Origin of the sequence: Streptomyces aurantiacus, from assembly GCF_027107535.1 — a bacterium.
Taxonomy (GTDB): Bacteria; Actinomycetota; Actinomycetes; order Streptomycetales; family Streptomycetaceae; genus Streptomyces.
Genome location: NZ_CP114283.1, coordinates 7,240,416 through 7,264,328, shown reverse-complemented (window position 1 = coordinate 7,264,328; position 23,913 = coordinate 7,240,416). Strand labels below are relative to the sequence as shown.

At 70.4% G+C, this 23,913-nt stretch carries 24 protein-coding genes; 9 read left to right on the top strand and 15 right to left on the bottom strand.

All coding sequences use genetic code 11. The features are described 5' to 3' along the window. Positions 1-106 precede the first annotated feature (106 nt). Complete coding sequence (locus tag O1Q96_RS34175) at positions 107-958, bottom strand: phosphotransferase enzyme family protein (RefSeq protein WP_269251837.1); 852 nt, start codon at positions 956-958, stop codon at positions 107-109. 239 nt (positions 959-1,197) lie between these two features. Between O1Q96_RS34175 and O1Q96_RS34170 the strand changes: the two genes are divergently transcribed. The 5 genes from O1Q96_RS34170 (at position 1,198) to O1Q96_RS34150 (ending at position 7,018) form a co-directional block, all read left to right on the top strand. Further along, positions 1,198-2,133, top strand: coding sequence for a carbohydrate ABC transporter permease (locus O1Q96_RS34170; protein WP_269251836.1), 936 nt, complete (start codon positions 1,198-1,200; stop codon positions 2,131-2,133). Then, positions 2,130-2,963 (top strand): carbohydrate ABC transporter permease, encoded by an 834-nt coding sequence (locus tag O1Q96_RS34165; RefSeq protein WP_269251835.1) that lies wholly within the window; start codon positions 2,130-2,132, stop codon positions 2,961-2,963. The genes O1Q96_RS34170 and O1Q96_RS34165 overlap by 4 nt, the downstream gene beginning before the upstream one ends. After that, entirely contained in the window at positions 2,963-4,255 is a 1,293-nt protein-coding gene (locus O1Q96_RS34160) for an ABC transporter substrate-binding protein (RefSeq protein WP_269251834.1), read from the top strand. Before O1Q96_RS34165 ends, O1Q96_RS34160 begins: the two co-directional genes overlap by 1 nt. Before the next feature lie 235 nt (positions 4,256-4,490). Next, a complete protein-coding gene (mgt, locus tag O1Q96_RS34155; protein ID WP_269251833.1) occupies positions 4,491-5,723 on the top strand; it encodes a macrolide-inactivating glycosyltransferase in 1,233 nt (410 codons plus the stop codon). A gap of 251 nt (positions 5,724-5,974) precedes the next feature. Next, positions 5,975-7,018 carry a CDP-alcohol phosphatidyltransferase family protein gene (locus O1Q96_RS34150; RefSeq protein WP_269251832.1) on the top strand — a complete coding sequence of 348 codons (1,044 nt, stop codon included), beginning with the start codon at positions 5,975-5,977 and terminating at the stop codon, positions 7,016-7,018. 105 nt (positions 7,019-7,123) lie between these two features. Here the strand turns inward: O1Q96_RS34150 and O1Q96_RS34145 are convergent, their stop codons facing one another. After that, entirely contained in the window at positions 7,124-9,403 is a 2,280-nt protein-coding gene (locus tag O1Q96_RS34145; RefSeq protein WP_269251831.1) for an MMPL family transporter, read from the bottom strand. 409 nt (positions 9,404-9,812) lie between these two features. Between O1Q96_RS34145 and O1Q96_RS34140 the strand changes: the two genes are divergently transcribed. Together O1Q96_RS34140 and O1Q96_RS34135 are read left to right on the top strand one after the other, a co-directional pair. Next, on the top strand, positions 9,813-10,370 hold the full coding sequence (locus O1Q96_RS34140; RefSeq protein WP_269251830.1) for a DUF1697 domain-containing protein: 558 nt from the start codon (positions 9,813-9,815) through the stop codon (positions 10,368-10,370). Next, positions 10,363-10,758, top strand: coding sequence for a nuclear transport factor 2 family protein (locus O1Q96_RS34135; RefSeq protein WP_269251829.1), 396 nt, complete (start codon positions 10,363-10,365; stop codon positions 10,756-10,758). The genes O1Q96_RS34140 and O1Q96_RS34135 overlap by 8 nt, the downstream gene beginning before the upstream one ends. Here O1Q96_RS34135 and O1Q96_RS34130 read toward each other — a convergent pair. Beyond that, positions 10,730-11,656: a transglutaminase-like domain-containing protein gene (locus O1Q96_RS34130; RefSeq protein ID WP_269251828.1), complete on the bottom strand. Its 927-nt coding sequence runs from the start codon at positions 11,654-11,656 to the stop codon at positions 10,730-10,732. The two genes, O1Q96_RS34135 and O1Q96_RS34130, sit on opposite strands and share 29 nt — an antisense overlap. Positions 11,657-11,820: 164 nt before the next feature. Between O1Q96_RS34130 and O1Q96_RS34125 the strand changes: the two genes are divergently transcribed. Both O1Q96_RS34125 and O1Q96_RS34120 read left to right on the top strand, forming a co-directional pair. After that, complete coding sequence (locus O1Q96_RS34125; RefSeq protein ID WP_269251827.1) at positions 11,821-12,858, top strand: ketopantoate reductase family protein; 1,038 nt, start codon at positions 11,821-11,823, stop codon at positions 12,856-12,858. 10 nt (positions 12,859-12,868) lie between these two features. Next, entirely contained in the window at positions 12,869-13,483 is a 615-nt protein-coding gene (locus tag O1Q96_RS34120; protein WP_269251826.1) for a TIGR03086 family metal-binding protein, read from the top strand. Positions 13,484-13,579: 96 nt separating this feature from the next. On the opposite strand, the gene O1Q96_RS34115 is transcribed toward O1Q96_RS34120, so the two are convergent. The 12 genes from O1Q96_RS34115 to O1Q96_RS34065 all read right to left on the bottom strand — a co-directional run bounded on the left by O1Q96_RS34115 (position 13,580) and on the right by O1Q96_RS34065 (position 23,838). After that, positions 13,580-14,320, bottom strand: a complete 741-nt coding sequence (locus tag O1Q96_RS34115; protein ID WP_269251825.1) for a sirohydrochlorin chelatase — start codon at positions 14,318-14,320, stop codon at positions 13,580-13,582. Positions 14,321-14,326: 6 nt separating this feature from the next. Then, complete coding sequence (locus O1Q96_RS34110; RefSeq protein ID WP_269251824.1) at positions 14,327-15,217, bottom strand: ABC transporter permease; 891 nt, start codon at positions 15,215-15,217, stop codon at positions 14,327-14,329. Beyond that, the gene (locus tag O1Q96_RS34105) at positions 15,204-15,992 is read right to left on the bottom strand and encodes an ABC transporter ATP-binding protein (protein ID WP_269251823.1); all 789 of its coding nucleotides are present in this window, start codon (positions 15,990-15,992) and stop codon (positions 15,204-15,206) included. The genes O1Q96_RS34110 and O1Q96_RS34105 overlap by 14 nt, the downstream gene beginning before the upstream one ends. 36 nt (positions 15,993-16,028) lie before the next feature. Next, on the bottom strand, positions 16,029-17,117 hold the full coding sequence (locus tag O1Q96_RS34100; protein WP_269251822.1) for an ABC transporter substrate-binding protein: 1,089 nt from the start codon (positions 17,115-17,117) through the stop codon (positions 16,029-16,031). 283 nt (positions 17,118-17,400) lie between these two features. Continuing rightward, positions 17,401-18,756, bottom strand: coding sequence for a sulfate adenylyltransferase subunit 1 (locus tag O1Q96_RS34095; RefSeq protein WP_269251821.1), 1,356 nt, complete (start codon positions 18,754-18,756; stop codon positions 17,401-17,403). 2 nt (positions 18,757-18,758) lie between these two features. Next, positions 18,759-19,700, bottom strand: coding sequence for a sulfate adenylyltransferase subunit CysD (gene cysD / locus O1Q96_RS34090; RefSeq protein ID WP_269251820.1), 942 nt, complete (start codon positions 19,698-19,700; stop codon positions 18,759-18,761). Next, on the bottom strand, positions 19,697-20,248 hold the full coding sequence (gene cysC / locus O1Q96_RS34085; RefSeq protein ID WP_269253845.1) for an adenylyl-sulfate kinase: 552 nt from the start codon (positions 20,246-20,248) through the stop codon (positions 19,697-19,699). Before cysC ends, cysD begins: the two co-directional genes overlap by 4 nt. A gap of 44 nt (positions 20,249-20,292) precedes the next feature. Further along, positions 20,293-21,036, bottom strand: a complete 744-nt coding sequence (locus O1Q96_RS34080) for a phosphoadenylyl-sulfate reductase (RefSeq protein ID WP_269251819.1) — start codon at positions 21,034-21,036, stop codon at positions 20,293-20,295. Further along, positions 21,033-21,212: a hypothetical protein gene (locus O1Q96_RS34075; RefSeq protein ID WP_269251818.1), complete on the bottom strand. Its 180-nt coding sequence runs from the start codon at positions 21,210-21,212 to the stop codon at positions 21,033-21,035. The genes O1Q96_RS34080 and O1Q96_RS34075 overlap by 4 nt, the downstream gene beginning before the upstream one ends. Beyond that, positions 21,209-22,906, bottom strand: a complete 1,698-nt coding sequence (locus tag O1Q96_RS34070) for a nitrite/sulfite reductase (RefSeq protein WP_269251817.1) — start codon at positions 22,904-22,906, stop codon at positions 21,209-21,211. The genes O1Q96_RS34075 and O1Q96_RS34070 overlap by 4 nt, the downstream gene beginning before the upstream one ends. Positions 22,907-23,056: 150 nt before the next feature. Continuing rightward, the gene (locus O1Q96_RS44695) at positions 23,057-23,140 is read right to left on the bottom strand and encodes a putative leader peptide (RefSeq protein WP_349817346.1); all 84 of its coding nucleotides are present in this window, start codon (positions 23,138-23,140) and stop codon (positions 23,057-23,059) included. Between the two features lie 128 nt (positions 23,141-23,268). Then, entirely contained in the window at positions 23,269-23,838 is a 570-nt protein-coding gene (locus tag O1Q96_RS34065; protein ID WP_269251816.1) for a GNAT family N-acetyltransferase, read from the bottom strand. Positions 23,839-23,913 lie beyond the last annotated feature (75 nt).

The following is a 23,913-nucleotide window of genomic DNA, read 5'->3' as shown; positions in this document are numbered from 1 at the left end:
GCGGACAACCCATCGGACGTGCGGTGGAACCCGCAGGACGGGTACCGGCGGACCGCTCAGCGCGCGTACCAGCAGGTCGGCTCAGCGCGCGTACCGGCGGATCGGCTCAGAACGGGTACCAGCGGACCGCTTCGTCGCCGTCCCGCAGGGAGGCCACCCGGCGCTCGAACTCCGCCAGGGCCTTCGGGTTGCTCGGCGCGTGCTGGGCGACCCAGGCGCAGCTGGCCGTCTCGCGCGCCCCGCGCAGCACCCCGCAGCCCTCCCACTCGCGCACGTCCCAGCCGTACGTCCCCGTGAACGTGTCGTACGCCTCGGCGGGCAGCCCGTACCGGTCCCGGGACAGGGCCATCACGACCAGGTCGTGCTCGCGCAGGTCGGCGGAGAACGTCTCCAGGTCGACCAGCACCGGGCCGTCCGGGCCGACGTGCACGTTGCGGGGCAGCGCGTCACCGTGGATCGGGCCGGGCGGCAGACGCGGCACGAGTGTGGCGGCGGCCGCGGCGAAGCCGTCACGCCGGTCCCGGAGGAACGCCGCGTCCGCCGGGTCGATCACGTCACCCGCGAGCCGCAGCCACCGCTCCACCCCGCCCAGCAGTTCGCGGCGAGGCAGCGCGAAGGCGGGGGAGGGCAGGGCGTGCACCACCCGCAGCAGCTCGGCGAGATCACGCGGTTCGGCGGGCCGTACGGGATCGGGCATCCGGTGCCACAACGTCACCGGGTGACCGGCCACGAACCGCGCCTCGGGCTCCGCGGGCCGCACCGCGGGGACCCCCGCCTCGGCGAGCCAGAGCGCGACGGCCAGCTCCCACCGCGCCCGGTCGAGGAGTTCGGCGTCGCGGCCCACCTTGACCACCAGGTCACCGGCTGCGAAGACGGCGTTCTCACCCAGCGCGAGCAGCACCGCGTACTCGCCGACCCCCGCCTCGGCGAGTACGTCCCGTGCCTGTGCCTCGTCCATCACTCGCCCTCCGTGAAGCCCCTGGCTCCCGCTGTTCCCGCGTACCGCGTCGGACGCCATTCTGCATCGGGCGTCGGCCGCCGAGATCGCGCCATACGTCGCTCAGTGTCACATTCGCCCTGGTGGGAGCCGCCACCAGGGCGCGCACGCCGTCTTGACGCCGTGTCAGTGGGTCAGCACGATGACGGGGGCCGTCGGAACCGCCAGATCCGTACGATCCGCCCGAAGGAGCCGATTCCGTGACCTTGGCGACCGTGAAGAAGCGGTCAACGAAGCCCGCGTCGAAGGCCGGCGGGCCGGGCCGGGCCGTCGACCATGGCGCCTGGTTCCTGGTGCTGCCCGCGCTCATCCCCATCCTGGTGCTCAGCGTCGGACCACTCCTCTACGGCATCGCCCTGGCGTTCACGGACTCCCAGGCGGGACGGACCGAACCCACCCAGTGGATCGGGACCCTCAACTTCCAGGACCTGCTGAACGACACACTGTTCTGGGACTCCTTCCGGATCGGCCTGCTGTGGGCGGTGGGCGTGACCGTCCCGCAGTTCCTGCTCGCGCTGGGTCTCGCCCTGCTGCTGAACGAGGAGCTGCGGCTGCGCTGGCTGGCGCGGGCCCTCGCGATCATCCCGTGGGCGATGCCCGAGGTCGTGGTCGGCATCATGTGGCGGCTCGTGTACAACCCGGACGCGGGCATCCTCAACGAGACGATCCGCGACCTGGGCCTGGGCGACGGACGGGACTGGCTGTCGGGCCTCGCGACCGCGCTGCCCGCGGTGATCGTCGTCGGCGTCTGGGCGGGCATGCCGCAGACGACGGTCGCGCTGCTCGCCGGACTGCAGAACACCCCACGCGAACTGCACGAGGCGGCCGAAATGGACGGCGCCGGAGCCTGGCGCCGCTTCCGCACGGTCACCTGGCCCGCCCTGAAGCCGGTCGCGCTCGCCATCACCGCGCTCAACTTCATCTGGAACTTCAACTCGTTCGCCCTGGTCTACGTGCTGACCAACGGCGGCCCGGGCGGCCGGACCCGGCTGCCGATGCTGTTCGCCTACGAAGAGGCCTTCCGCTACGGGCAGTTCGGCTACGCGGCGGCGATGGGGTGCGTGATGGTCGCGGTGATCTCGGTGCTCCTCGCCTTCCACCTGGTTGCCCGCCTGAGGGGAGATGAGGACGCGTGAGGACACGCAGAAGGACCCGCGCGGGCCAGTACGCGGCCCTCCTCGCGTATCTCGTCTTCCTCGCCTTCCCGTTCCTTTGGCTGGTCTCCACCGCCTTCAAACCGCCGCGCGAGCTGGGAAGTCTGCACCCGACCTGGATCCCCCGGAATCCCACGCTCGACAACTTCCGGCAGGCGTTCGACGAACAGCCGTTGCTGGACGCCGCGTTGAACTCCCTGGTCGCGGCCCTCGGGGCGGCGGTGATCGCCGTACTGATCGCCACCCCGATGGCGTACGTCATGGCCCGGCACCGCACCCGGCTGGCGAAGGCGGCGACCGGCTGGGTGGTGGTCAGCCAGGCGTTCCCCTTCGTGCTGGTGATCATTCCGCTGTTCCTGGTCCTCAAGAACCTGCGGCTGATCAACTCCGTGCCGGGGCTGGTCATGGTGTACGTGGTGTGGGCCCTGCCGTTCGCGCTGTGGATGCTCGTGGGGTACGTACGGGCGGTGCCGGCCGAGATGGAGGAGGCCGCGGCGGTGGACGGCGCCGGCAAGGTGCGGACGCTGGTCTCGATCACCGCGCCGCTCCTCGCGCCGGGCATCGTGGCGACGGCACTGTTCGCGTTCATCAGCGCGTGGAACGAGTTCTTCTTCGCCCTGGTGCTCCTCAAGACCCCGGAGAAACAGACGTTGCCCGTCGTCCTCACCCACTTCCTCGGCGCGGAGGGCGTGGCGGACCTCGGCCCCCTCGCCGCGGCCGCGTTCCTGGCGACCCTGCCGTCGCTGCTCGTCTTCGCGCTCATCCAGAAACGGATCACGGGCGGGATGCTCGCCGGGGCGGTGAAGAGCTGATGCGCACGAGATGGCTCACCGCGCTCGTCGCGGGACTGCTGTTCGCCGCGGCATCCGGCTGCTCCGGCGACGGGGGAGGCTCGGAGGACGGCCGGATCACGCTCCGCTTCCAGTCGCTGGCCTGGCAGAAGGAGTCCGTCGACGCCAACAAGGAACTGGTACGGGAGTGGAACGCCGCGCACCCGGACATCCATGTCGAGTACGTACAGGGTTCCTGGGACAGCGTCCATGACCAGTTGCTCACGTCCTTCGAGGGCGGTGAGGCGCCGGACATCATCCACGACGCCTCGGACGACCTCGCGGACTTCGCGTACGGCGGGTATCTCGCGGACCTGCGGGGTCTGCTGTCCGAGCGGCTCAAGTCCGACATCCCGCAGCGGAGCTGGGAGACGACGACCTTCGGTGACGGGGTCTACGGCGTGCCGTTCCTCCAGGAGCCGCGCGTCCTGATCGCCAACGCCGAGTGGCTCGAGAAGTCCGGAGTACGGATCCCCACTCCCGAAAAGCCGTGGAGCTGGGGCGAGTTCAGGACGATCACCGACGAACTGAGCGACGGGGACGGGAAGTACGGGGTGGCCTGGCCGCTCAAGGAGCCCGTCTCGGCGACCCTCAACCTGTCGCTCTCCACCGGCGGACAGCTGTTCCACCGCGGCGCCGACGGCAAGGTGCGGATCCGGTTCGACGAGGCCGACGCGGTGGTGCCGCGCACCATCCACGACCAGGTCAACACCGATGCGAGCGCGCCGGGTTCGACGCTCGGCAGTGGCGGCTCCGACACCCTCCCCGGATTCTTCGGCGGCAAGTACGCGATGGTCCCGCTCGGGTTCTCCTACCGGCAGCAGATCGTGCAGCAGGCGCCGAAGGGCTTCGACTGGCAGGTGCTGCCCGCGCCCGCCGGAGCCGACGGGCTCGCCCAGGGCGTGAGCCCGCAGACCCTGTCCGTCGCGCAGGACAGCCCGCACAAGAAGGAGGCCGCGGCCTTCGTCGACTTCCTGCTCCAGCCGCGGAACATGGTGCGGCTCGCCCTCGGCGACTGGATGCTGCCGACCGGGACGGAGGCGCTGCGGGATCCGGCGCTGCGCACCGACGAGCACGGGTGGGCGGTCGGTGCGGGGCTCGCCGGGCGGTTGCGGTCCGCTCCGGCGCAGTCCGTGCGGGGGTATCCCGAGTGGAAGGACAAGGTGGCTACGCCCGCGTTCCAGGAGTACTACAGCGGGGCCATCGGGGTGGGGGAGTTGCGGAAGCGGTTGGTCGAGGACGGGAATCTGGTGCTGGCCCGCTATCAGCGGTGACGCCTGTCGGAGTGGGGAGCGGTGGGCGGGGTGGTCGGTCGGGCGCGGGTGGGGTGTGGCTGGTCGCGCAGTTCCCCGCGCCCCTGAAGGACTGCGCCGTTCCCCGCGCACCCCAACAGGATTGCGCAGTTCCCCGCGCCCCCGGAAAGCTGCGCCGTTCCATGCGCCCCTGGAGAACCGGTGCCGGACGGGAAACCGGTTGTACGAGACGTCTCGTCTCGCTTATGGTCGGGGTATGACCACCTCACGCCCCGCGCACATCGCCATGTTCTCCATCGCCGCCCACGGGCATGTGAACCCGAGCCTCGAGGTGATCCGGGAGCTTGTCGCCCGTGGGCACCGGGTCACGTACGCGATTCCGCCGGTCTTCGCCGACAAGGTCGCGCAGGCGGGGGCCGAGCCGAAGCTGTGGAAGTCGATCCTGCCCTCGCCCGACGACGACCCCGACGCCTGGGGAACCACCCTCCTGGACAACGTGGAACCCTTCCTGGAGGACGCCGTCCAGGCACTCCCGCAGCTCATCGAGGCGTACGAGGGTGACGAGCCGGACCTCGTGCTGCACGACATCACCTCGTACCCGGCCCGGGTCCTCGCCCACCGCTGGGGCGTCCCGGCCGTCTCGCTCTCGCCGAACCTCGTCGCCTGGGACGGTTACGAGCAGGAGGTCGCCGAGCCCATGTGGGCGGAGCCGAAGAAGACCGAGCGGGGCAGGGCGTACTACGCCCGCTTCCAGGCCTGGCTCGACGAGAACGGCGTTCCCGAGGACCCCGACTCCTTCGGTGGCCGCCCCGCCCGCTCCCTGGTCCTCATCCCGAAGGCCCTCCAGCCCCACGCGGACCGGGTCGACGAGTCCGTGCACACCTTCGTCGGCGCCTGCCAGGGCGACCGCGCCGCCCAGGGGGAGTGGTGGCGGCCCGCCGGCGCCGAGCGTGTCCTCCTCGTGTCCCTGGGCTCCTCCTTCACCAAGCAGCCCGACTTCTACCGGGAGTGTGTGCGGGCCTTCGGCGGCCTGCCGGACTGGCACCTGGTGCTCCAGATCGGCAAGCACGTCGACCCGGCAGAGCTCGGCCGCATCCCGGACAACGTGGAAGTGCACGACTGGGTACCGCAGTTGTCGGTCCTCGGGCAGGCCGACGCCTTCGTCACGCACGCCGGAGCGGGCGGCAGCCAGGAGGGCATGGCGACCGCCACCCCGATGGTCTGCGTGCCCCAGGCCGTCGACCAGTTCGGCAACGCGGACGTGCTCCAGGCGCTCGGCGTCGCCCGCCACCTGCCCATGGAGGAAGCGACGGCCGACACCCTGCGCGAGGCCGTGCTCGCCGTCGCCGACGACCCCGGGATCGCAGAAAGGCTCAGGACGATCCAGGCGGAGATGGCGGCCGAGGGCGGTACATCCCGCGCGGCGGATCTGATCGAGGCGGAAATTTTCCGGGGGCGCGACCGGAGCCCGAAGGGCCGGATCGGGTGACCGTCAGCGAACCCGGAATTCCCGCGTGTCACGGTTGCGCGGGATTGGTGAAGCCATGGCGCACTTTGGATAACGGGACGGTCATTCGGTAACGCTCGGATAACGCGAGATCTGCCCGACCGGGGCATGGACCGGGTTGCAGGGGAAGACCGTTACCCCCCATGGAAGGTTGCACGCGCTTCTTCTTGTTCCTTGCCTGAACACCTTTCTAGCGTGAGGTGAACTCGTTTCGAACTTTGGGAAGTTGACCTATGCGCCGTGACATACCGCCCCTCGCCGAGGTGCGCCGCATCACCGAGAAGAAGCGCGACGCATGGTGGACCGTGCTGCTGGTCGATCCGGTCGCCACCCCACTGGTGAGGCTGACCGCCAGGTACACGAGGATCACGCCGAACCAGATCACCTGGGGAGCGTTCCTGCTCGGCCTGGTCTCGGCGGCGTGCTTCGCGTTCGGTGACTGGCGATGGCTGATCGCCGGCGCTTTCGTCTATCACCTGAGCTTCGTCCTCGACTGCATGGACGGGAAGGTCGCCCGCCTCACCGGCCAGGGCTCCGTCTTCGGCGCCTGGCTGGACTTCGTCTTCGACCGCATCCGGGTGGCGGTGTGCGGGGTCGCGCTGATGGCCGGACAGTACGACCGCACCGGCGAGACGATCTACATCTGGCTGGCCGCGGCCGTCGTCGGCCTCGACACGCTGCGGTACATCAACGGTCTGGAGATCTTCAAGATCCGCTACACCATGCGGAAGCAGATCAAGGCGCGGGTGCGGGAGGCCAGGCGCGCGGAGAATTCCGCGGAACTCGCCTTCATGGAGGACCTGCTGCGCAACAATCCCGAGGCGGACGTCGAACAGGACCTGCGTAAGGCGGCGACAGCCCCCCAGGCGGTTTCCGAGGTTGTTTCCGAGGCGGTTTCCGGGCCGGGGCCCGTACCTTCCACCGAACTCTCCGCCGAAGGCCGGCCGGAGACGCAGGAGCAGGCTCAGGGCCAGGAACAGGCCCGCGTGATCGACCTCCACGAGGAGTTCCGGCACCGCTTCCCGGTGTATCTGCGCGCTCGTTCCTTCCTCCTGCGCCACCGAATCCGTACGCACCTGGTGAGCGGAATCGAATTCCAGATGGGCGTCTTCATCGTCGGCCCGTTGTTCGACGTGGTCATCGAGGCGACCGTGATCTCCGGATCGCTGCTTCTCCTCTTCGAACTCGCCATCATCTACAAGCTGTTGCTCTCCACCCGCGACTTCACCCGCACGATCGACTCCTTCGAGCGCGACGAGGTGGCCACCGCGGCCTGAGCGACCGCGGGCGAGCGGCGGGCGGCGGGGAACGCGTGCGGAAACGGCGGTGTGGCCGGGGCTGGTGCCCCGGCCACACCGCCGTTTCCGATGGTGGTGAGGTCGTCAGACGCGGACCTTCTCACCCGTGACCGCCGGAGGCGGAAGGGTGGAGGCGGCTTCGGGCGACTCGTCGTGGCTGAGGTCCGGCAGCCGGTTCAGCCACTTCGGGAAGTACCAGTTGCGCTCGCCGAGGAGGGCCATGACCGCCGGGAGCAGCACACCGCGGATGATCGTCGCGTCGATCAGGACCGCCGCCGCGAGGCCGACACCCATCTGCTTCATGGACTGCATCGACAGCGTGCCGAAGATCGCGAAGACGGCGACCATGATGACGGCGGCGCTGGTGATGACACCGGCCGTCGTGACCACCCCGTGCTGGATGGCGTCCCGCGTCGTCAGCCCCCGCATGCGCGCCTCACGGATCCGGGAGACCACGAACACGTGGTAGTCCATCGAGAGTCCGAAGAGGATCACGAAGAGGAACAGCGGCAGCCAGGTGATGATGGCGCCCACGCCCTCGGCACCCACCAGCGACGCGCCCCAGCCGTGCTGGAAGACGGCGACCAGGATGCCGTAGGCGGCCCCGACGGACAGGAGGTTGAGGACGATCGAGGTGATCGCGATCGTCAGCGAGCGGAACGACAGGAGCATCAGCAGGAAGGCGAAGAGCACGACGAAGACGAAGACCGGGGCCACCGCGCTGCCGAGCTGGTCGTTGAAGTCCTTCGAGCCCGCCACCTGACCGGTCACCGGGGCCTCGACCCCGTCGACCTTGCCGAGCGTCGCGGGACGGACCTCGTCGCGGATGATCTCCAGGCTCTTCTCCGCCTTGTCGAGGTTCGAGCCGCCCACCAGCGGTACGTACACGAAGGCGATGTTCTGCGCGTCGTGCACCTTGACCTCGATCGGGCCGCGTGAGGCACCCGAACTGACCGCCTGCTCACGGAAGTCGGCGAGTGCGGACTTCACCTCGGCGGAGTTGATGTCGTCGGCCCTGACGACCACCTCGGCCGGGTCGGAACCGCCGGGGAAGGCCTCGTTCAGCCGGTCGTACGTCGCCACGATCGGCAGCGAGTCGCCGAACTCCTGGTCCAGCGTGAGGTTCTGGGTCTTCATGCCGAGCGCGGGGGCCGCGATGGCCACCAGTGCACCCGCCGCCACGACCAGCGAGATCGCCGGCTTGGCCAGCACCACGCGCAGCACGCTCGTCCAGAAGCGGCTGCCGTTGTCGGACCCGCCGTTGCCGGAACCGCTCGCGGACTTGCGGCGCTTGTCCGGGTGCAGGAACGGGATGCGGCCCGTCTCGACCCGCTTGCCGAGCAGCGAGAGCACCGCGGGCAGTACCGTCACGGAGCCGACCATGGCGACCGCCACGACCATCAGCGAGGCCAGGCCCATCGCCTTGAAGGTGGAGATCCCGGTGAACAGCATGCCCGCCATCGCCACGCACACCGTGACGCCGGAGACGATGATGGCGCGGCCGCTGGTCGCCGCGGCGATCCGCAGGGCGGTCTCGTGGTCCCGGCCCGCCGCGCGTTCCTCGCGCTCGCGCCGCAGATAGAACAGGCAGTAGTCGACGCCGACCGCAAGGCCCACGAGCAGCATCACGGAGCTCGACGTGTCGTCCATCGGCTGGATGTGGCTGACGATCATCATCAGGCCCATGGTGGCCACGATCGCGGTGATCGCGAGCAGCACCGGCACGAGCGCCGCGACCAGCGCGCCGAACGCGACCAGCAGGATGCCGAGGGCCACCGGCACCGCGGAGAACTCGGCCTGCTTGAAGTCGTCGCCGAACGCGTCGTCGAACGTCTTGTTCATACTGGCGCCGCCGATCTCCTCGATCCGCAGCGCCTCATGGTCCTTCTGGACCTCCTCGACGGCCTTCAGCACGGGCTCCACCCGCTCGCCCGCCGTGTCCGCGTCGCCGCGCATGTCGAACTGCACCAGCGCGCTGCGGCCGTCCTTCGAGATCGTCTCCGTCTCGTACGGCGAGGTCACGGCGGTCACCTTGCCGGTGGCCTCGACCGCCTTCATCACGGCGTCGACGGCGGCACGGAACTCCGTGTCGGTCGCCTTGAGGCCGGCGTCCCTGCCCTGGAGGAGCACGGACTCCCCGGCCGGCTCGTCGATCCCCGCCTTCTCCGCGATGGCCGCGGCCTGGCTCGTCTCACCCGTGAGCTGCTCGCTGTCCTTGAGCTCGACCGTGCCCGCCGCCGAGCCGAGTCCCATCGCCAGAACGACGAACAGCACCCAGATCCCGACGGCCGCCCAGCGGTGCCGGACGCTCCAGCCGCCGGCCCGGGCCGCTATGCCCCGTACCCGCGTGTCTCCGTTCCCCATGACGGGCTTGCCCCCTCGTGTTCGGCCCCGGCCCCCTGCCGGCACCTTCAGTTACGAAGGTATGGCGCGGATAAGGACCTCTCGTCGTGCTGTCCGGTGAGGTGTGGGGCGCCCGACTCCTCCCCTCGGACCCCGCGGCATCAGCACTGAGGAGGATGAAAGCCCCTTACATGTAAAGCCCAACCTTGGGGGTGGCGGTCAGGGGTGTCCGATCTGTCGACGCGGATCCCGTTTGTTATTACGAAAGCTTGTTGAACAAGTCACAGCTGTGCGCGGGTGTTGATTCCACGTGCGCCGATCAGTCATGGTTTCGAGCCAACCGGCCGGTTACCGGCGTCGCCCGGCGGTCGGTGCCCGCGGCCGTCGTGCCCACCCCCACGGGGCGCGACGGCCGCCTTATGGTGTGCGGATGACTGCGGGAACGACGACGTACGCGGCGCTGCTGCGCGGGATCAACGTGGGCGGCAACCGTAAGGTGCCGATGGCCGAGCTGCGCACGCTCCTGGAAGGCCTCGGGCACGGGGACGTACGCACGTACCTCCAGAGCGGGAACGCGGTGTTCTCCAGCGACCACGGCGACGAGGACTCGCTCGCCGGGGAACTGTCGCGGGCGCTGGCCGAGCACTTCGGGTTCACGGTCGACGTGCTGGTACGCGACCACGCGTACCTGCGGGCCGTCCTCGACGCCTGCCCGTTCCCGGCCGCCGAACTGGAGGCCAGGCAACTGCACGCCACGTACCTCTCGGCGCAGGCCGACCCCGAGCGCTACGCGCCGATCGACCAACAGGCCTTCCTGCCCGAGGAGTTCCGGATCGGCGACCGCGTGGTGTACCTGTACGCCCCGGACGGGCTCGGCCGGTCCAAGCTGGCGGAGAGCCTCTCGAAGCCCCGGCTGACGAAGGGGATCGTCGCCACCACGCGCAACTGGAACACCGTCGTCAAACTCGTGGAGCTGACCGGTGACTGACCACGACCCCGCGGTCGAAGCGGCCATCGAGGCCGAACTGCGTCTCCTCGACCCGGAGATCAGACGTTCACCCGCACGCGTCGGCGCGCTGCTGCACCCCGAGTTCCACGAGTTCGGCGTCTCCGGCCGGCACTGGGGCCGCGCCGCGATCATCGACGACCTGGCCACGACGGCCGAGCCGGGGTCCACCCCCGTCGTCACCTCCCGGATGAAGGGCGTCCGGATCTCCCGGGACGTCGTCCACCTCACCTACGACACGGAGAGCAACGGCCGTCACGCACACCGGAGTTCAGTGTGGCGGAGGTCGGACAGGCAAGCCGGCGAGGCGTGGCTTCTGTACTTCCACCAGGGGACGCCGTTCAGCCCCGAGGACTCCCCGGAAGGCTGACCTTCCGGACGCCGAGGTACGTCGTGTGCGAGGTGACCTCGGCCGGGACGGCGAGGCGGGGATCCGCGTAGAGGCGCCGGACCTCCGAGGCCGACACGGTCGGCGTGGCCGAAACTGCGGCCGAAGCCGGGGTCGCCACCGCGGCCGTGACCCCGGCGGCCTCGTCCAGCAGCGCGAGATCGTCCACGGTCACCTCCGCCTCTTCCTTCGCCGCCAGACCCCACGCGTCCCACGGCAGCACCTCCACCCCGTTGAGGGCCGCGAGGTCGCGTACGACGTTGCCGCGCACGAACCACAGCCCCCGCAGGTGCCCCTCGGGCAGGGCGACCCCGAAGGTGTCCGGATCCGCGTCGCCCGCCCGGCAGGCCCGCCAGCCCGCACCGGCGACGAGGAACCGGTCCCGCGGGACGTCCAGCGGGTCGAAGGGCACGTCGTACGGCCCGTCGGCCACCTGGGCGTCGGCGAGCCGCCAACCCCCGTCCCGAGGACGGTATTCGGTGACCCAGTGGTCCTCGTGGAACGACCCGTCGCCGAGGTACGTGGCGAAGCCGCACCGGACCCGGGCGGCCGTGCCCGTCGCCCGCAGGAACGCGCAGAGCAGCAGGGCGAAGTCCCGGCACGTGCCGGCGAACCGCTCGCCGAGCTCCCGGTGCACGGTGAGCGGCGCCGGCCCGCGCTCGCGCAGGACACGCAGTATCCCGCCGACGTACCTGGCCTCGGCGTCCTCGCGCCGCCGTTCCTCGGGCATGGCGTACCCGAAGCGCCCGCCCTCCTCCCGGTGGATGAGCAAGTGCCGCACGAGGGTGGCCAGTTCACGCGGGCCGGCGGGCAGACCGGCCGGTACGGCACCGGGGTCGCTGTACCGGCTCTGCCGGAGATGGAAGTCGTAGGAGTCCATGTGCCGGACCCTCGGCCCTGCCCCAGGGACAAGGTCAACGCATGGCGCGGAGGCGGGCCTTGACCCGCTGCCGGGGGGCGGCGCCCGGGAGGCCGTACCGGGCGGGCGCGAGCCGGCCCGGAACCTCCGAGGGGCCGGCCACACGACTGTGGCAGGCTCGGGGCATGCGCTACATCATCATCGGAGCAGGCGCCGTGGGCGGCGCCGTCGGCGGGCGTCTCGCCGAGTCGGGACACGACGTGGTACTCGTCGCGCGCGGCGCGCAGTACGAGGCCCTTCGGGAGCGGGGACTGCGCCTCGTGACGCCCGACGGACCGCGCACCCACCGGGTGCCCACGGTCGACGGGCCGGAGCCCCTCGGCGAACTGCGTGCGGACGACGTCCTCGTGCTCGCCGTCAAGACGCAGGACAGCGGGGCGGCGCTGGAGGCCTGGGGGCCCGCGCCCGTGGCGGGCGGCGGCACGGCGGCCGAGCGGCTGCCGCTGGTCTGCGCGCAGAACGGGGTGGAGAGCCAGCGTCTCGCGCTGCGCCGCTTCCGACAGGTGTACGGAATGTGCGTGTGGCTGCCCGCCACCTTCGTCGAGCCGGGAGTGGTGTCGGCGGCCGGCACGCCCCTGACCGGCATCCTGCACCTCGGGCGCTTCCCGCACGGCACGGACGACACCGCGCGGGCCGTCGCCGCCGACCTCGCGGCGTCCCGCTTCGAGGCGCCGGTCGTGGCCGACGTGACGCGCTGGCAGTACGCCAAACTGCTCGCCAACCTCGCCAACGCGATCGAGGCCGTCAGCGGGGTGATGGGCAGCGAGGAGGCCCTCGCGCTCTACAGCCGCGTGCGCGCGGAGGGCGAGGCCGTGCTCGCCGCCGCGGGCATCCCCCACACCTCGGAGGAGGAGCAGAAGGAGGCCCGCGCCGACAAGATGCGCCTCGTACCCCTCGACGGCGTGGAGCGCGGGGCCGGGTCGTCCTGGCAGTCGCTCGACCGGGGCACCGGCACCATCGAGGCCGACTACCTCAACGGGGAGATCACCCTGCTGGGCCGGCTGCACGGGGTGCCGACCCCGCTCAACGACCTGCTGCAACGGCTCGCGAACGACTTCGCGCGGCAACGGCGGGCGCCGGGTTCGCTGCCCGTGGCCGAGCTGGTGGAGCTGGCCGACGAGGCTGTCGCGTTTGTTCAAGAAGGCATCCGACAGCGTCCCTAGCGTGGAGCGCATGAACAAGGAGAAAGCGCCCTGCACACGCGTCACCCTGCACCCGGTCATGGCCGAATGCGCGGCCGAGGCGGCCCGTGTCGCCCGTGGGGTCGCGGCCGGGCGGCTCGCCGACCCCACGCACTGCCCGGACTGGGACGTCCGGGCCCTGGTCAACCACTGGGTCCTCTACACCTCCCACGGACTGGAGCACCGGGCGCTGCGCAAGCCGCTCCCGGAGGACCTCACCGCCCGTGACTTCACCGCCGACCCCGGATGGGCGTCGGCGTACGCCGCGCAGCTCGACCGGGCCGTCGCGGCATGGTCGGATCCGGCGGCGTGGGAGGGGGAGGTGGATCTCGGCGGGGGGTCCCTGCCGGCCGGCGAGCTCGCCTCCATGGTCGTCAAGGAGATGGCGGTGCACGGCTGGGACGTGGCCGTCACCACCGGTCAGGAGTACCGGATCTCCGACGCGGCCGCGCGCGTGGTCCTCGATGTCGTCGTCACGCACGGCGATCTGTACCGGCAGTACGACGGCTTCGCGGCTGCCGTGCCGGTGGCCGACGACGCACCGGTCCTCGACCGTGCGCTGGCCCTCAGCGGCCGCGCTCCGCGCGCCGCCGGGTCCGCGGGCTGAGGCGAACTTCCCCGCTCCACCGATACGCCGGAGGGCGGGAGACCCTGCCCGGCCGAGGGCGGAACACTCAGCCCGGCCGAGGGCGGGAGGAAGAACTCAGGCGCCGACGGCGGCGGTCAGCGCCGGGGCTCCGGCCTCGTCGTAGCGGGAGAGCAGCACCCGTGCCACCTCCGGCGCCGCCCCGAGCACGTCCGAGAGGACATCCGCCTCGGCCGCCCCCCGCGCGATCCGGTCCGGCAGGAAACCGGGAGCGAGGACGTACGGGGCGACCGCCACCCGTGCGCAGCCCAGCGAGCGCAGCTCCCGTACCGCGTCCTCCGTCCGGGGAAGGGATGCGGAGGCGAACGCAGGCCGCACGGCGCACCAACCGGTCCGCCGCCACTCCCGCGCGATTTCTGCGATCACTGCGATCGCCTCCGGGTCGGTGGACCCCGCCGAGGCCAGCACGACCCCGGTCGAGGACTTGTCGGCGGGCGACAACCCCGCCTCGTACAGACGCCGTTCGAGCGCGGCCGTCAGCAGCGGCGAAGGGCCGAGCACCTCGGCCTGCCGGATCCGCAGCCGGGCGGGCGCCTCGTGCAGCACCGCCGGGATGTCCGCCTTGGCGTGGAAGGCACGGTTCAGCAGCAGGGGAAGCGCCACCACGTCCCGTACGCCCTGTGCCGCCAGCGACTTCAACACCCCCGGAACCGAAGGGAGGTTGAAGTCCAGGAAGCCGGTCTCCACGCGCAGCCCGGGCCGCCGCGCCCGCACCCGGCGCACCAGGGCGTGCACGGTCGCGGCATGGCGCGGATCGCGGCTGCCGTGGGCGATGACGAGAAGTACCGGTCCTGGCATGGGAGTTCAGCTCTTCACGAGGAGACCGCGGCTGCGCAGGACCCACCGCTCCAGCGGGCTGAAGATCAGCAGGTCGATGGCGATACCGACGATCAGGATGAGGAGGATGGCGAGGAACACCATGGGCATGCTGTTGGCCGTACGGCCGTTCTCCAGCAACTGGCCGAGGCCGACGCCCAGGTCGGGCGAGGACGCGATGATCTCGGCGGCCATCAGCGAACGCCACGAGAACGCCCAGCCCTGCTTCAGTCCGGCGAGGTAACCGGGCAGGGCGGCGGGCACCACGATGTGCCAGGTGCCGCGCAGCCCCGTCGCGCCCATCGTGCGGCCCGCCCGCAGGAACAGCGGCGGCACCTGGTCGACACCGGAGACGAGCCCGTTGGCGATGGACGGGACCGCGCCGAGCAGGATGACGGCGTACATCATCGAGTCGTTCAGACCGAGCCACAGGACGGCCGGCGGCACCCACGCCACCGACGGCAGGGACTGGAGTCCGGACAGGATCGGGCCGATCGCCGCGCGCACGAACTTCACCCGGGCGACCAGCAGCCCCAGGGGCGTGCCGATGGCGAGGGCCAACAGGAAGCCCAGCAGGCCACGGGAGACGCTGGTCCAGATGTAGTCGAGGAGCGTGCCCTCCAGCCATGCTTCCTGGACCTCGTCCCAGACGGCGGAGGGAGTCGGCAGCTTGTAGCTGTCGGTGACCTTCGCCCATACCAGGACCTGCCAGACGACCAGGACCAGCGCCACGGCGACGATCGGGGGGAAGATCTTCTCCACGAACGTCCTGCGGAACGGAGTACGCCGCGTCTGGACCGTCTCCAGTGCGTCGAGACCCGCTTCGAGTCCGGCGAGATCGCTGCCGTCCTTGACGGTGCTCGTCTCAGTGCTGGCCATGACGGCGGATCTCCCCACGCAGTTGTTCGGTGATCTCGACGGACAGTTCCGCGACCGCGGAGTCCTCGATGCGGCGCGGCTGCGGGATGTCGACCGACCACTCCCGCGCGATACGTCCCGGGCGGGAGGACAGCAGCACCACGCGCTCGGCGAGCCGCACCGCCTCACGCACGTTGTGCGTCACGAACAGCACCGACACGTTCGTCTCGCGCCAGATGCGCGTCAGTTCGTCGTGCAGCACGTCACGCGTGATGGCGTCGAGCGCGGCGAACGGCTCGTCCATCAGCAGCAGCTTGCTGTCCTGTGCGAGCGCCCGCGCCAGCGCGACCCGCTGGCGCATACCGCCGGACAACTCGTGCACCCGCTTGCCGTACGCGCCCTTCAGCCGGACGAGCTCCAGGAGCTCCTCCGCCTTCTCGCGGCGCTCGGCCTTCGGCACGCCCCGCAGTTTCAGGGCGAGTTCGATGTTCTTGCCCGCGGTCAGCCACGGGAAGAGGGCGTGCTCCTGGAACATCAGGGCCGGACGGCCGTCGGTGCTGATGCCGCCCGCGGACGGCTTGTCGAGCCCGGCGACCAGGTTCAGCAGGGTCGACTTGCCACACCCGGAGGCTCCCAGGAGGGTGACGAACTCGCCGGGCGCGACATCGAGCGTGATGTCGTCCAGGACGAGCTGCTGCCCGGCCGGGCCGGCGAAGGACTTCGAGACGTGCTCGATGCGGGCGGCGTACTCCACCGACGTACCGGCGTCGGCGGCCTTGGCGAGGGCTGTTGCCATGGTCGTCACCTCCTGGGAACTCATGGGTGTCCGGGCTTACTTGACGCCGAGACCGGCGTCGTCGACCGTGCTCTTGCCCTCGGCCTTGAGGACCTTGTTCAGTGGTGCGAGGTCGTAGATGCCGTCGAGCTTCGGCTGCTCCAGCAGGCCCGCCTTGACCGCGTGCTCGGCCTCGGCGTCGAGGGTCGAGGCCAGCGGGTCGTCGATGAACTGGATCGACTTCCACGCGGGGTCGAGTACGTTGGCGGGCAGAGCCTTGTCGGTCAGCTCCTCGAGCTTGGTGTTGGCGGCGGCCTTCGCCTTGTCCGGGTTGGCGTTGATCCACGCGTTGGTCTTCACCGAGCCGCGCAGCACGGCCTCGACGACGTCCGGGTGCTCCTTGAGGAACTTCTGCGACACGATGATGTTCGTGATCACGAACTTCTTGTCCGGCCACAGGTCGGCCTCGTCGAGCAGCACCTTGCCGCCCTCGGCGACCAGCTTGGAAGCGGTCGGCTCCGGCACCCAGGCACCGTCGATGGAGCCCGACTTGTAGGCGTCCGGCGTGATCTTGTTGTCCGTGCGGACCACGGAGACATCGCCCTTGCCGCTCTCCGCCTCGACCTTCCAGCCCTGCTCGGAGATCCAGTTGAGGAACGCCACGTCCTGCGTGTTGCCCAGCTGCGGGGTCGCGATCTTCTTGCCCTTGACGTCCTTGAGGGACTTGATCCTGTCAGGGTTGACCACGAGCTTCACACCGCCGGAGGCGGAGCCGCTGATGATCCTCAGGCCCTTGCCATCGGTGGTGGAGTAGCCGTTGATGGCGGGGGAGGGGCCGATCCAGCCGATGTCGATCGAACCGGAGTTGAGCGCCTCGATCTCGGACGGACCCGCGTTGAACTGGGAGTAGGTGGCCTTCGTGCCCCCCAGCTCCTTCTGCAGCAGCCCCTCCTGGTCGCCCACGAGCGCGGTGGCGTGCGTCAGGTTCGGGAAGTAGCCGATCCGGACGGTGTCGGCGGAGAGCTTCTTGCCCTCGGCGGCGACCTTCGAGGTGTCGTCCTTGGCGTCGGAGCCGTAGCCGCAGGCGGCGAGGGTCAGGAGAGGCAGCGCGGCGATGGCCGCGAAGGTGCGCCGGTAGGCGGTCATGGGGGTGCCCCCATTCGAGCGAAGCCGAGAAAGGGGGAGGCTGGCAGGCACGGGAGGGGTTCCTCTCGTCGGCCCGGCGGTCACGCCTTCTTCAGGTCGTGGCCGGGAGGTCGGCAGGTCTTCGTCGTATCCGCGACGGCGGGCGGGGGGACGGGGCGCGCAGGCAGTGCGCGTACGTCATCGCGCACATCGCGCCACTCCGCCCTGCCCGGCGCCGAGGGCGCCGCTGCCGACGCGGCCGCCCTCTTTCGCGAACGTGGAGTAGAAGTCGGAGGGGGTCATGTCAGAAGTCCCACCCGTCGTCGTCCGCCTCGGCCTTGACCGGCTCCGGCGAGGCGAAGGACTCGCCGACCATGCCCGCGGTGAGCGTGGTGCCGTCGGAGGGGTCGATCAGGATGAACGAGCCGGTGCGCCGGGAGTCGGCGTACGAGTCCACCGGCAGCGGCTCGGCGGTACGGATCTTCACGCGGCCGATGTCGTTGGCGATCAGGTGGCCCGGGTGCGGGTGCAGGGACAGGTCGTCGAGGGTCAGCCGGGACGGGATGTCCTTGACGATCGCCTTGACCGTGCGGGTGCCGTGCTTGAGCAGCACCCGGTGGCCGATGGTCAGCGGCGCGTCGGCGACGTGGCAGACGGTCGCCTCGATGTCCTGCGTGGTCGCGGGCGCGTCCTTGCTCGGCACGATCAGGTCACCGCGCGAGATGTCGATGTCGTCCTCCAGGAGGACCGTCACCGACTGTGTCGTCCAGGCCAGGTCGACCGACTCGCCCAGCAGGTCGATCTTGGCGATGCGGGACGCGCGGCCGGAGGGCAGCACGGTGACCGGCTCGCCGACACGGAACGCGCCGGCCGCGATCTGACCCGCGTACCCGCGGTAGTCCGGGTGCTCGGCGGTCTGCGGACGGATCACGTACTGCACGGGCAGACGCGCGTGGCAGGTAGCGAGGTCGTGGCTGACCGGGAGGGTCTCCAGGTGCTCCAGGAAGGTCGGGCCGCCGTACCAGTCCATGTTCGCCGACGGGTCCACGACGTTGTCCCCGGCGAGCGCGGAGATGGGGATCGCGGTGATCTCGGGGACGCCCAGTTCGGAGGCGTACGCCGTGAACTCCTCGGCGATCGCCGCGAAGACGGGCTCCTGGTAGTCGACGAGGTCCATCTTGTTGACGGCGAGCACCACGTGCGGGACGCGCAGGAGAGCGGCGATGGCGGCGTGCCGGCGGGTCTGCTCGACGACGCCGTTGCGGGCGTCCACGAGGACCACCGTCAGCTCGGCCGTGGAGGCACCCGTCACCATGTTGCGGGTGTACTGCACGTGTCCGGGCGTGTCGGCGAGGATGAACCGGCGCCGGGCCGTGGCGAAGTAGCGGTACGCCACGTCGATCGTGATGCCCTGCTCCCGCTCGGCCCGCAGGCCGTCCGTGAGCAGCGCGAGGTCGGGTGTGTCCTGGCCGCGGTTGCGCGAGGCGTGCTCCACGGCCTCCAGCTGGTCGGTGAGGATCGACTTGGAGTCGTGCAGCAGCCTGCCGACGAGGGTGGACTTGCCGTCGTCGACGGAACCGGCGGTCGCGAACCGCAGCAGCGTCGTCTCGGACAGCTGCTCGACCGACAGCGGCTCGGTGGGCTCGATGGTGCTCGTCATGGCTAGAAGTACCCCTCGCGCTTGCGGTCTTCCATCGCGGCCTCGGACATCTTGTCGTCGGCGCGGGTGGCGCCCCGCTCGGTGAGCCGGGAGGCGGCGATCTCGGTGATCACGGCGTCCAGCGTGGTGGCGTCCGAGTCGACGGCGCCCGTGCAGGACATGTCGCCGACGGTCCGGTAGCGGACGAGGCGGGTCTCGACCGACTCGCTCCCCTTCGGGCCGCCCCACTCACCGGCGGTCAGCCACATGCCCGCGCGCTGGAACACCTCACGCTCGTGCGCGAAGTAGATCTCCGGAAGCTCGATGCCCTCGCGGGCGATGTACTGCCACACGTCCAGCTCGGTCCAGTTGGACAGCGGGAACACGCGGACGTGCTCTCCGGGCGCGTGCCGGCCGTTGTAGAGGTTCCACAGCTCGGGCCGCTGACGGCGCGGGTCCCACTGCGAGAACTCGTCCCGCAGCGAGAACACCCGCTCCTTGGCCCGGGCCTTCTCCTCGTCCCGGCGCCCGCCGCCGAACACGGCGTCGAACCGCTCGGCCTGGATCTTCTCCGTGAGCGGCACGGTCTGCAGCGGGTTGCGGGTGCCGTCCGGGCGCTCCTTGAGGGCGCCGCGGTCGATGTACTCCTGCACGGAGGCGACGTGCAGCCGCAGCCCGTGCTTCTTCACCGTGCGGTCGCGGTACTCCAGGACCTCCGGGAAGTTGTGCCCGGTGTCGACGTGCAGCAGCGAGAAGGGCACCGCCGCCGGGGCGAACGCCTTCAGCGCCAGGTGCAGCATGACGATGGAGTCCTTGCCGCCCGAGAAGAGGACCACCGGCCGCTCGAACTCGCCCGCCACCTCGCGGAAGATGTGCACCGCCTCGGACTCCAGAGCGTCCAGGTGGCTCAGCGCGTACGGGCTGCCGGTCTCCTCCTCGGAGACATCGGCGACGGTCGTCGTCATGCGAGACCCCTCTCTGCGAGCAGCGCGTGCAGCGCCGCCGCGGACTCCTGCACGGACTGGGTGTGCGACTCGATGCGAAGGTCGGGCGACTCGGGCTCCTCGTAGGGGTCGTCGACCCCGGTGAGCCCCGAGAGCTCGCCCGCCGCCTGCTTGGCGTACAGGCCCTTCACGTCCCGCTCGCTGCACACCTCGACGGGTGTCGCGACATGCACCTCGATGTACGCCGCCCCGCTCTTGTGGTGGAGCCCCCGGACCGCCTCACGGCTGTCCGCGTACGGAGCGATCACCGGGACGAGCGTCTTGACGCCGTTGCGGGCCAGGAGGTCGGCGACGAAGCCGATGCGCGAGACGTTCGTGTGCCGGTCCTCGCGGCTGAAGCCGAGGCCCGCCGTCAGGAACGTACGGATCTCGTCGCCGTCGAGCACCTCGACGCGGTGGCCCTCCTCGCGCAGCCGTCCTGCCAGCTCGTACGCGATGGTGGTCTTGCCGGCGCTCGGCAGACCCGTGAGCCAGATGGTGGCTCCGGTCACTTGGTTCTCCTGGTTCATCGAGTTCGGCGAGTTCGTCGGGTTCGTCGCGGTCGCGGTCATGGTCAGCCGTGCAGCCCGCACTCGGTCTTCGCGCTGCCCGACCAGCGGCCGGCGCGCGCGTCCTCGCCCTCCAGCACCCGGCGGGTGCAGGGGGCGCAGCCGACGGACGGGTAGCCGTCCATGAGCAACGGGTTGGTGAGGACCCCGTGCTCGCTCACGTACGCGTCCACGTCGTCCTGGGTCCACCGGGCGATCGGCGAGACCTTGACCTTGCGGCGCTTCTCGTCCCAGCCGACGACCGGGGTGCCGGCGCGGGTCGGGGACTCGTCGCGGCGCAGGCCCGTGGCCCAGGCGCGGTACTCGGTGAGTCCCTCTTCGAGGGGCTTGACCTTCCGCAGCGCGCAGCACAGGTCGGGATTGCGCTCGTGCAGCTTCGGCCCGTACTCGGCGTCCTGCTCGGCGACGGTCTGCCGCGGAGTGAGGGTGATGACGTTGACGTCCATCACGGCCTCGACCGCGTCCCGGGTGCCGATGGTCTCGGGGAAGTGGTAGCCCGTGTCGAGGAACACGACGTCCACGCCGGGGAAGGCGCGGGACGCGAGGTGGGCGACCACCGCGTCCTCCATCGAGGAGGTCACACAGAACTGCTTGCCGAAGGTGTCGGCGGCCCACCGGAGGATCTCCAGGGCGGAGGCGTCCTCCAGGTCACGGCCGGCCTGCTCGGCGAGTGCCTTGAGCTCGGCGTCCCGGTCGCTCTCAGGCTTTGAAGCGGTATCGCTATCGGTATGGGTCTGAACGGCTGTCATATCTCGTCCCCTCCACCGTCGTTGCGCTGAACCCCCCGGGCCAGCAGCCCGAGGAACTTCAGTTGGAAGGCTCGATTGCACGCTCCGCATTCCCACGCGCCGTGTCCCTGCTCGCCGGGACGCAGGTCCTCGTCGCCGCAGTAGGGGCAGTGGAAGGGCGCCGCACGCTCGCTCATGTCAGCGCCTCCTCGTCGGCACGCGTGGCCCACGCGGCGAAGCGCTCGCCGTCCTCGCGCTGCTCCTCGAAGCGCTTGAGGACGCGCTCGACGTAGTCCGGCAGTTCGTCGGCGGTGACCTTCAGACCGCGGACCTTGCGGCCGAAGCCGGCCTCCAGACCGAGGGCGCCGCCGAGGTGCACCTGGTAACCCTCGACCTGCTCGCCCGCGTCGTTCAGCATCAACTGGCCCTTGAGACCGATGTCCGCGACCTGGATACGGGCGCAGGCGTTCGGGCAGCCGTTGATGTTGATGGTGAGGGGCTCGTCGAACTCCGGGATGCGACGCTCGAGTTCGTCGATCAGCGAGGCACCGCGGGCCTTGGTCTCGACGATGGCGAGCTTGCAGTACTCGATGCCGGTGCAGGCCATCGTGCCGCGACGGAACGGGGAGGGCCTGGCGGTCAGGTCCAGCGCCTCCAGCGCCTCGACGAGCGACTCGACCTGCGGCTCCTCGACGTCGAGCACGATCATCTTCTGCTCGACGGTGGTGCGCACCCGGCCCGAGCCGTGCGCCTCGGCGAGTTCGGCGATCTTCGTGAGCGTGGCACCGTCCACCCGGCCCACCCGCGGGGCGAACCCGACGTAGAAGCGGCCGTCCTGCTGCCGGTGCACACCGACGTGGTCGCGCCAGCGCTGTACGGGCTGGGCGGGGGCCGGGCCGTCGACGAGCTCCCGCTCGAGATACTCGTCCTGGAGGATCTGGCGGAACTTCTCCGGACCCCAGTCGGCGACCAGGAACTTGAGGCGGGCCCTCGTGCGGAGCCGCCGGTAGCCGTAGTCGCGGAAGATGCCGATCACGCCCGCCCAGACCTCGGGGACCTCGTCGAGGGGCACCCAGGCGCCGAGACGGACACCGATCTTGGGGTTCGTGGACAGCCCGCCACCGACCCACAGGTCGAAGCCGGGGCCGTGCTCGGGGTGCTCGACGCCGACGAACGCGACGTCGTTGATCTCGTGGGCGACGTCGAGGAGCGGCGAGCCGGAGATCGCCGTCTTGAACTTGCGGGGCAGGTTGGAGAATTCCTTGCTGCCGATGAACCTGCTGCTGATCTCGTCGATGGCCGGGGTGCCGTCGATGATCTCGTCCTCGGCGATGCCGGCGACGGGCGAGCCGAGGATGACGCGGGGGGTGTCACCGCAGGCCTCCGTCGTGGACAGCCCGACGGCCTCCAGACGGTTCCAGATCTCCGGGACGTCCTCGATGCGGATCCAGTGGTACTGGACGTTCTGCCGGTCGGTGAGGTCGGCGGTCCCGCGCGCGAACTCCTGCGAGATCTCGCCGATGACGCGCAGCTGCTGGGTGGTGAGGCGTCCGCCGTCGATCCGCACCCGCAGCATGAAGTACTTGTCGTCCAGCTCCTCCGGCTCCAGGACCGCGGTCTTGCCACCGTCGATCCCGGGCTTGCGCTGGGTGTAGAGGCCCCACCAGCGCATCCGGCCGCGCAGGTCGTTGGGGTCGATCGAGTCGAAGCCCCGCTTGGAGTAGATCGTCTCAATGCGTGTCCGCACGTTGAGACCGTCGTCGTCCCTCTTGAACTGCTCGTTGCCGTTGAGCGGGGTGTAGTGGCCCACGGCCCACTGACCCTCGCCGCGGTGACGGCTCACCTTGCGGCGGGGCGCGGCGGCAGCGGGATCTTGTGGCGTGGCGGCCATGGTTTCTACGTCCTTCGAAACAGGCGGGACAGCGGCTCTGACCTGCGCATACGGGCGCATGCGGGCATACGTGCGCGTCGTTGCGCAAGTCGAGACAGGGGGAATGTCAGCGGTGCTGGGCAGGGGGCCATCAGGCCCGGATGCCGAGGGTCAGCGGACCGGACAGATGGCGCTGGACATGCGGCCGAGGTCGACGTGCCGCCGACTCACCAAGGCAATTCCAGTTCCAGACATGACGGAAGCGTGTCACGGCGATCTGGACACAGTCCAGCTTCGTCCATGATGCGGACACCCTGGTCCCGAGATGTGAGACAAGGGTGGTGTCGGTCACAAGGTCCGGCCCCGGGCCGAGTCGTGCCAGGTCAGCCTACGTGGGCCCCGGGCCAGGGTCCGGGCGCCGCCAGGTCCGGCTCCTCCTCCACCTTGGTGTCGAAGAGCTTGAAGCCGCGGCGCAGGTAGTTGTCCATCGCGTGCTCGCCGTCCTTGCTGCACGTGTGCAACCAGACGCGCTTCGTCTGCGCCCGCCCCGGCCAGCGGTCGGCCAGGTCCCAGGCCCGCGCGACACCGTGCGACAGGAGGTGCCCGCCGATGCGCCGGCCCCGGAAGGCCGGGATCAGCCCGAAGTAGACGATCTCGACCACGCCGTCGTCCTGCGGGTCCAGCTGTACGTACCCGGCGGGCGTCCCGCGGTCGTACGCGACCCAGGTCTCCGCGCCGGGGCGGTCCAGCTCCTCCTGCCACTGCGCGTACGTCCAGGCGAGCCGGTCCGTCCAGCGGATGTCCCCGCCCACGGAGGCGTACAGGAAGCGGCTGAACTCGGGGGAGGGGACCTCGGCGCGGACGACAGGGACGTCGCCGTCGGGGGCGGCGGCGGGCAGCAGGTCGGCCGGGGAGGTCTGCTCCAGGGACCAGGTGGTCACAGCGATGCTCATGCGGCTCAGCGAACCACGTTGGCGGGCTCCCCTCCAAAGCGGGAGCGCCTGCGTGGGACGCTCCCGGTTGACGCC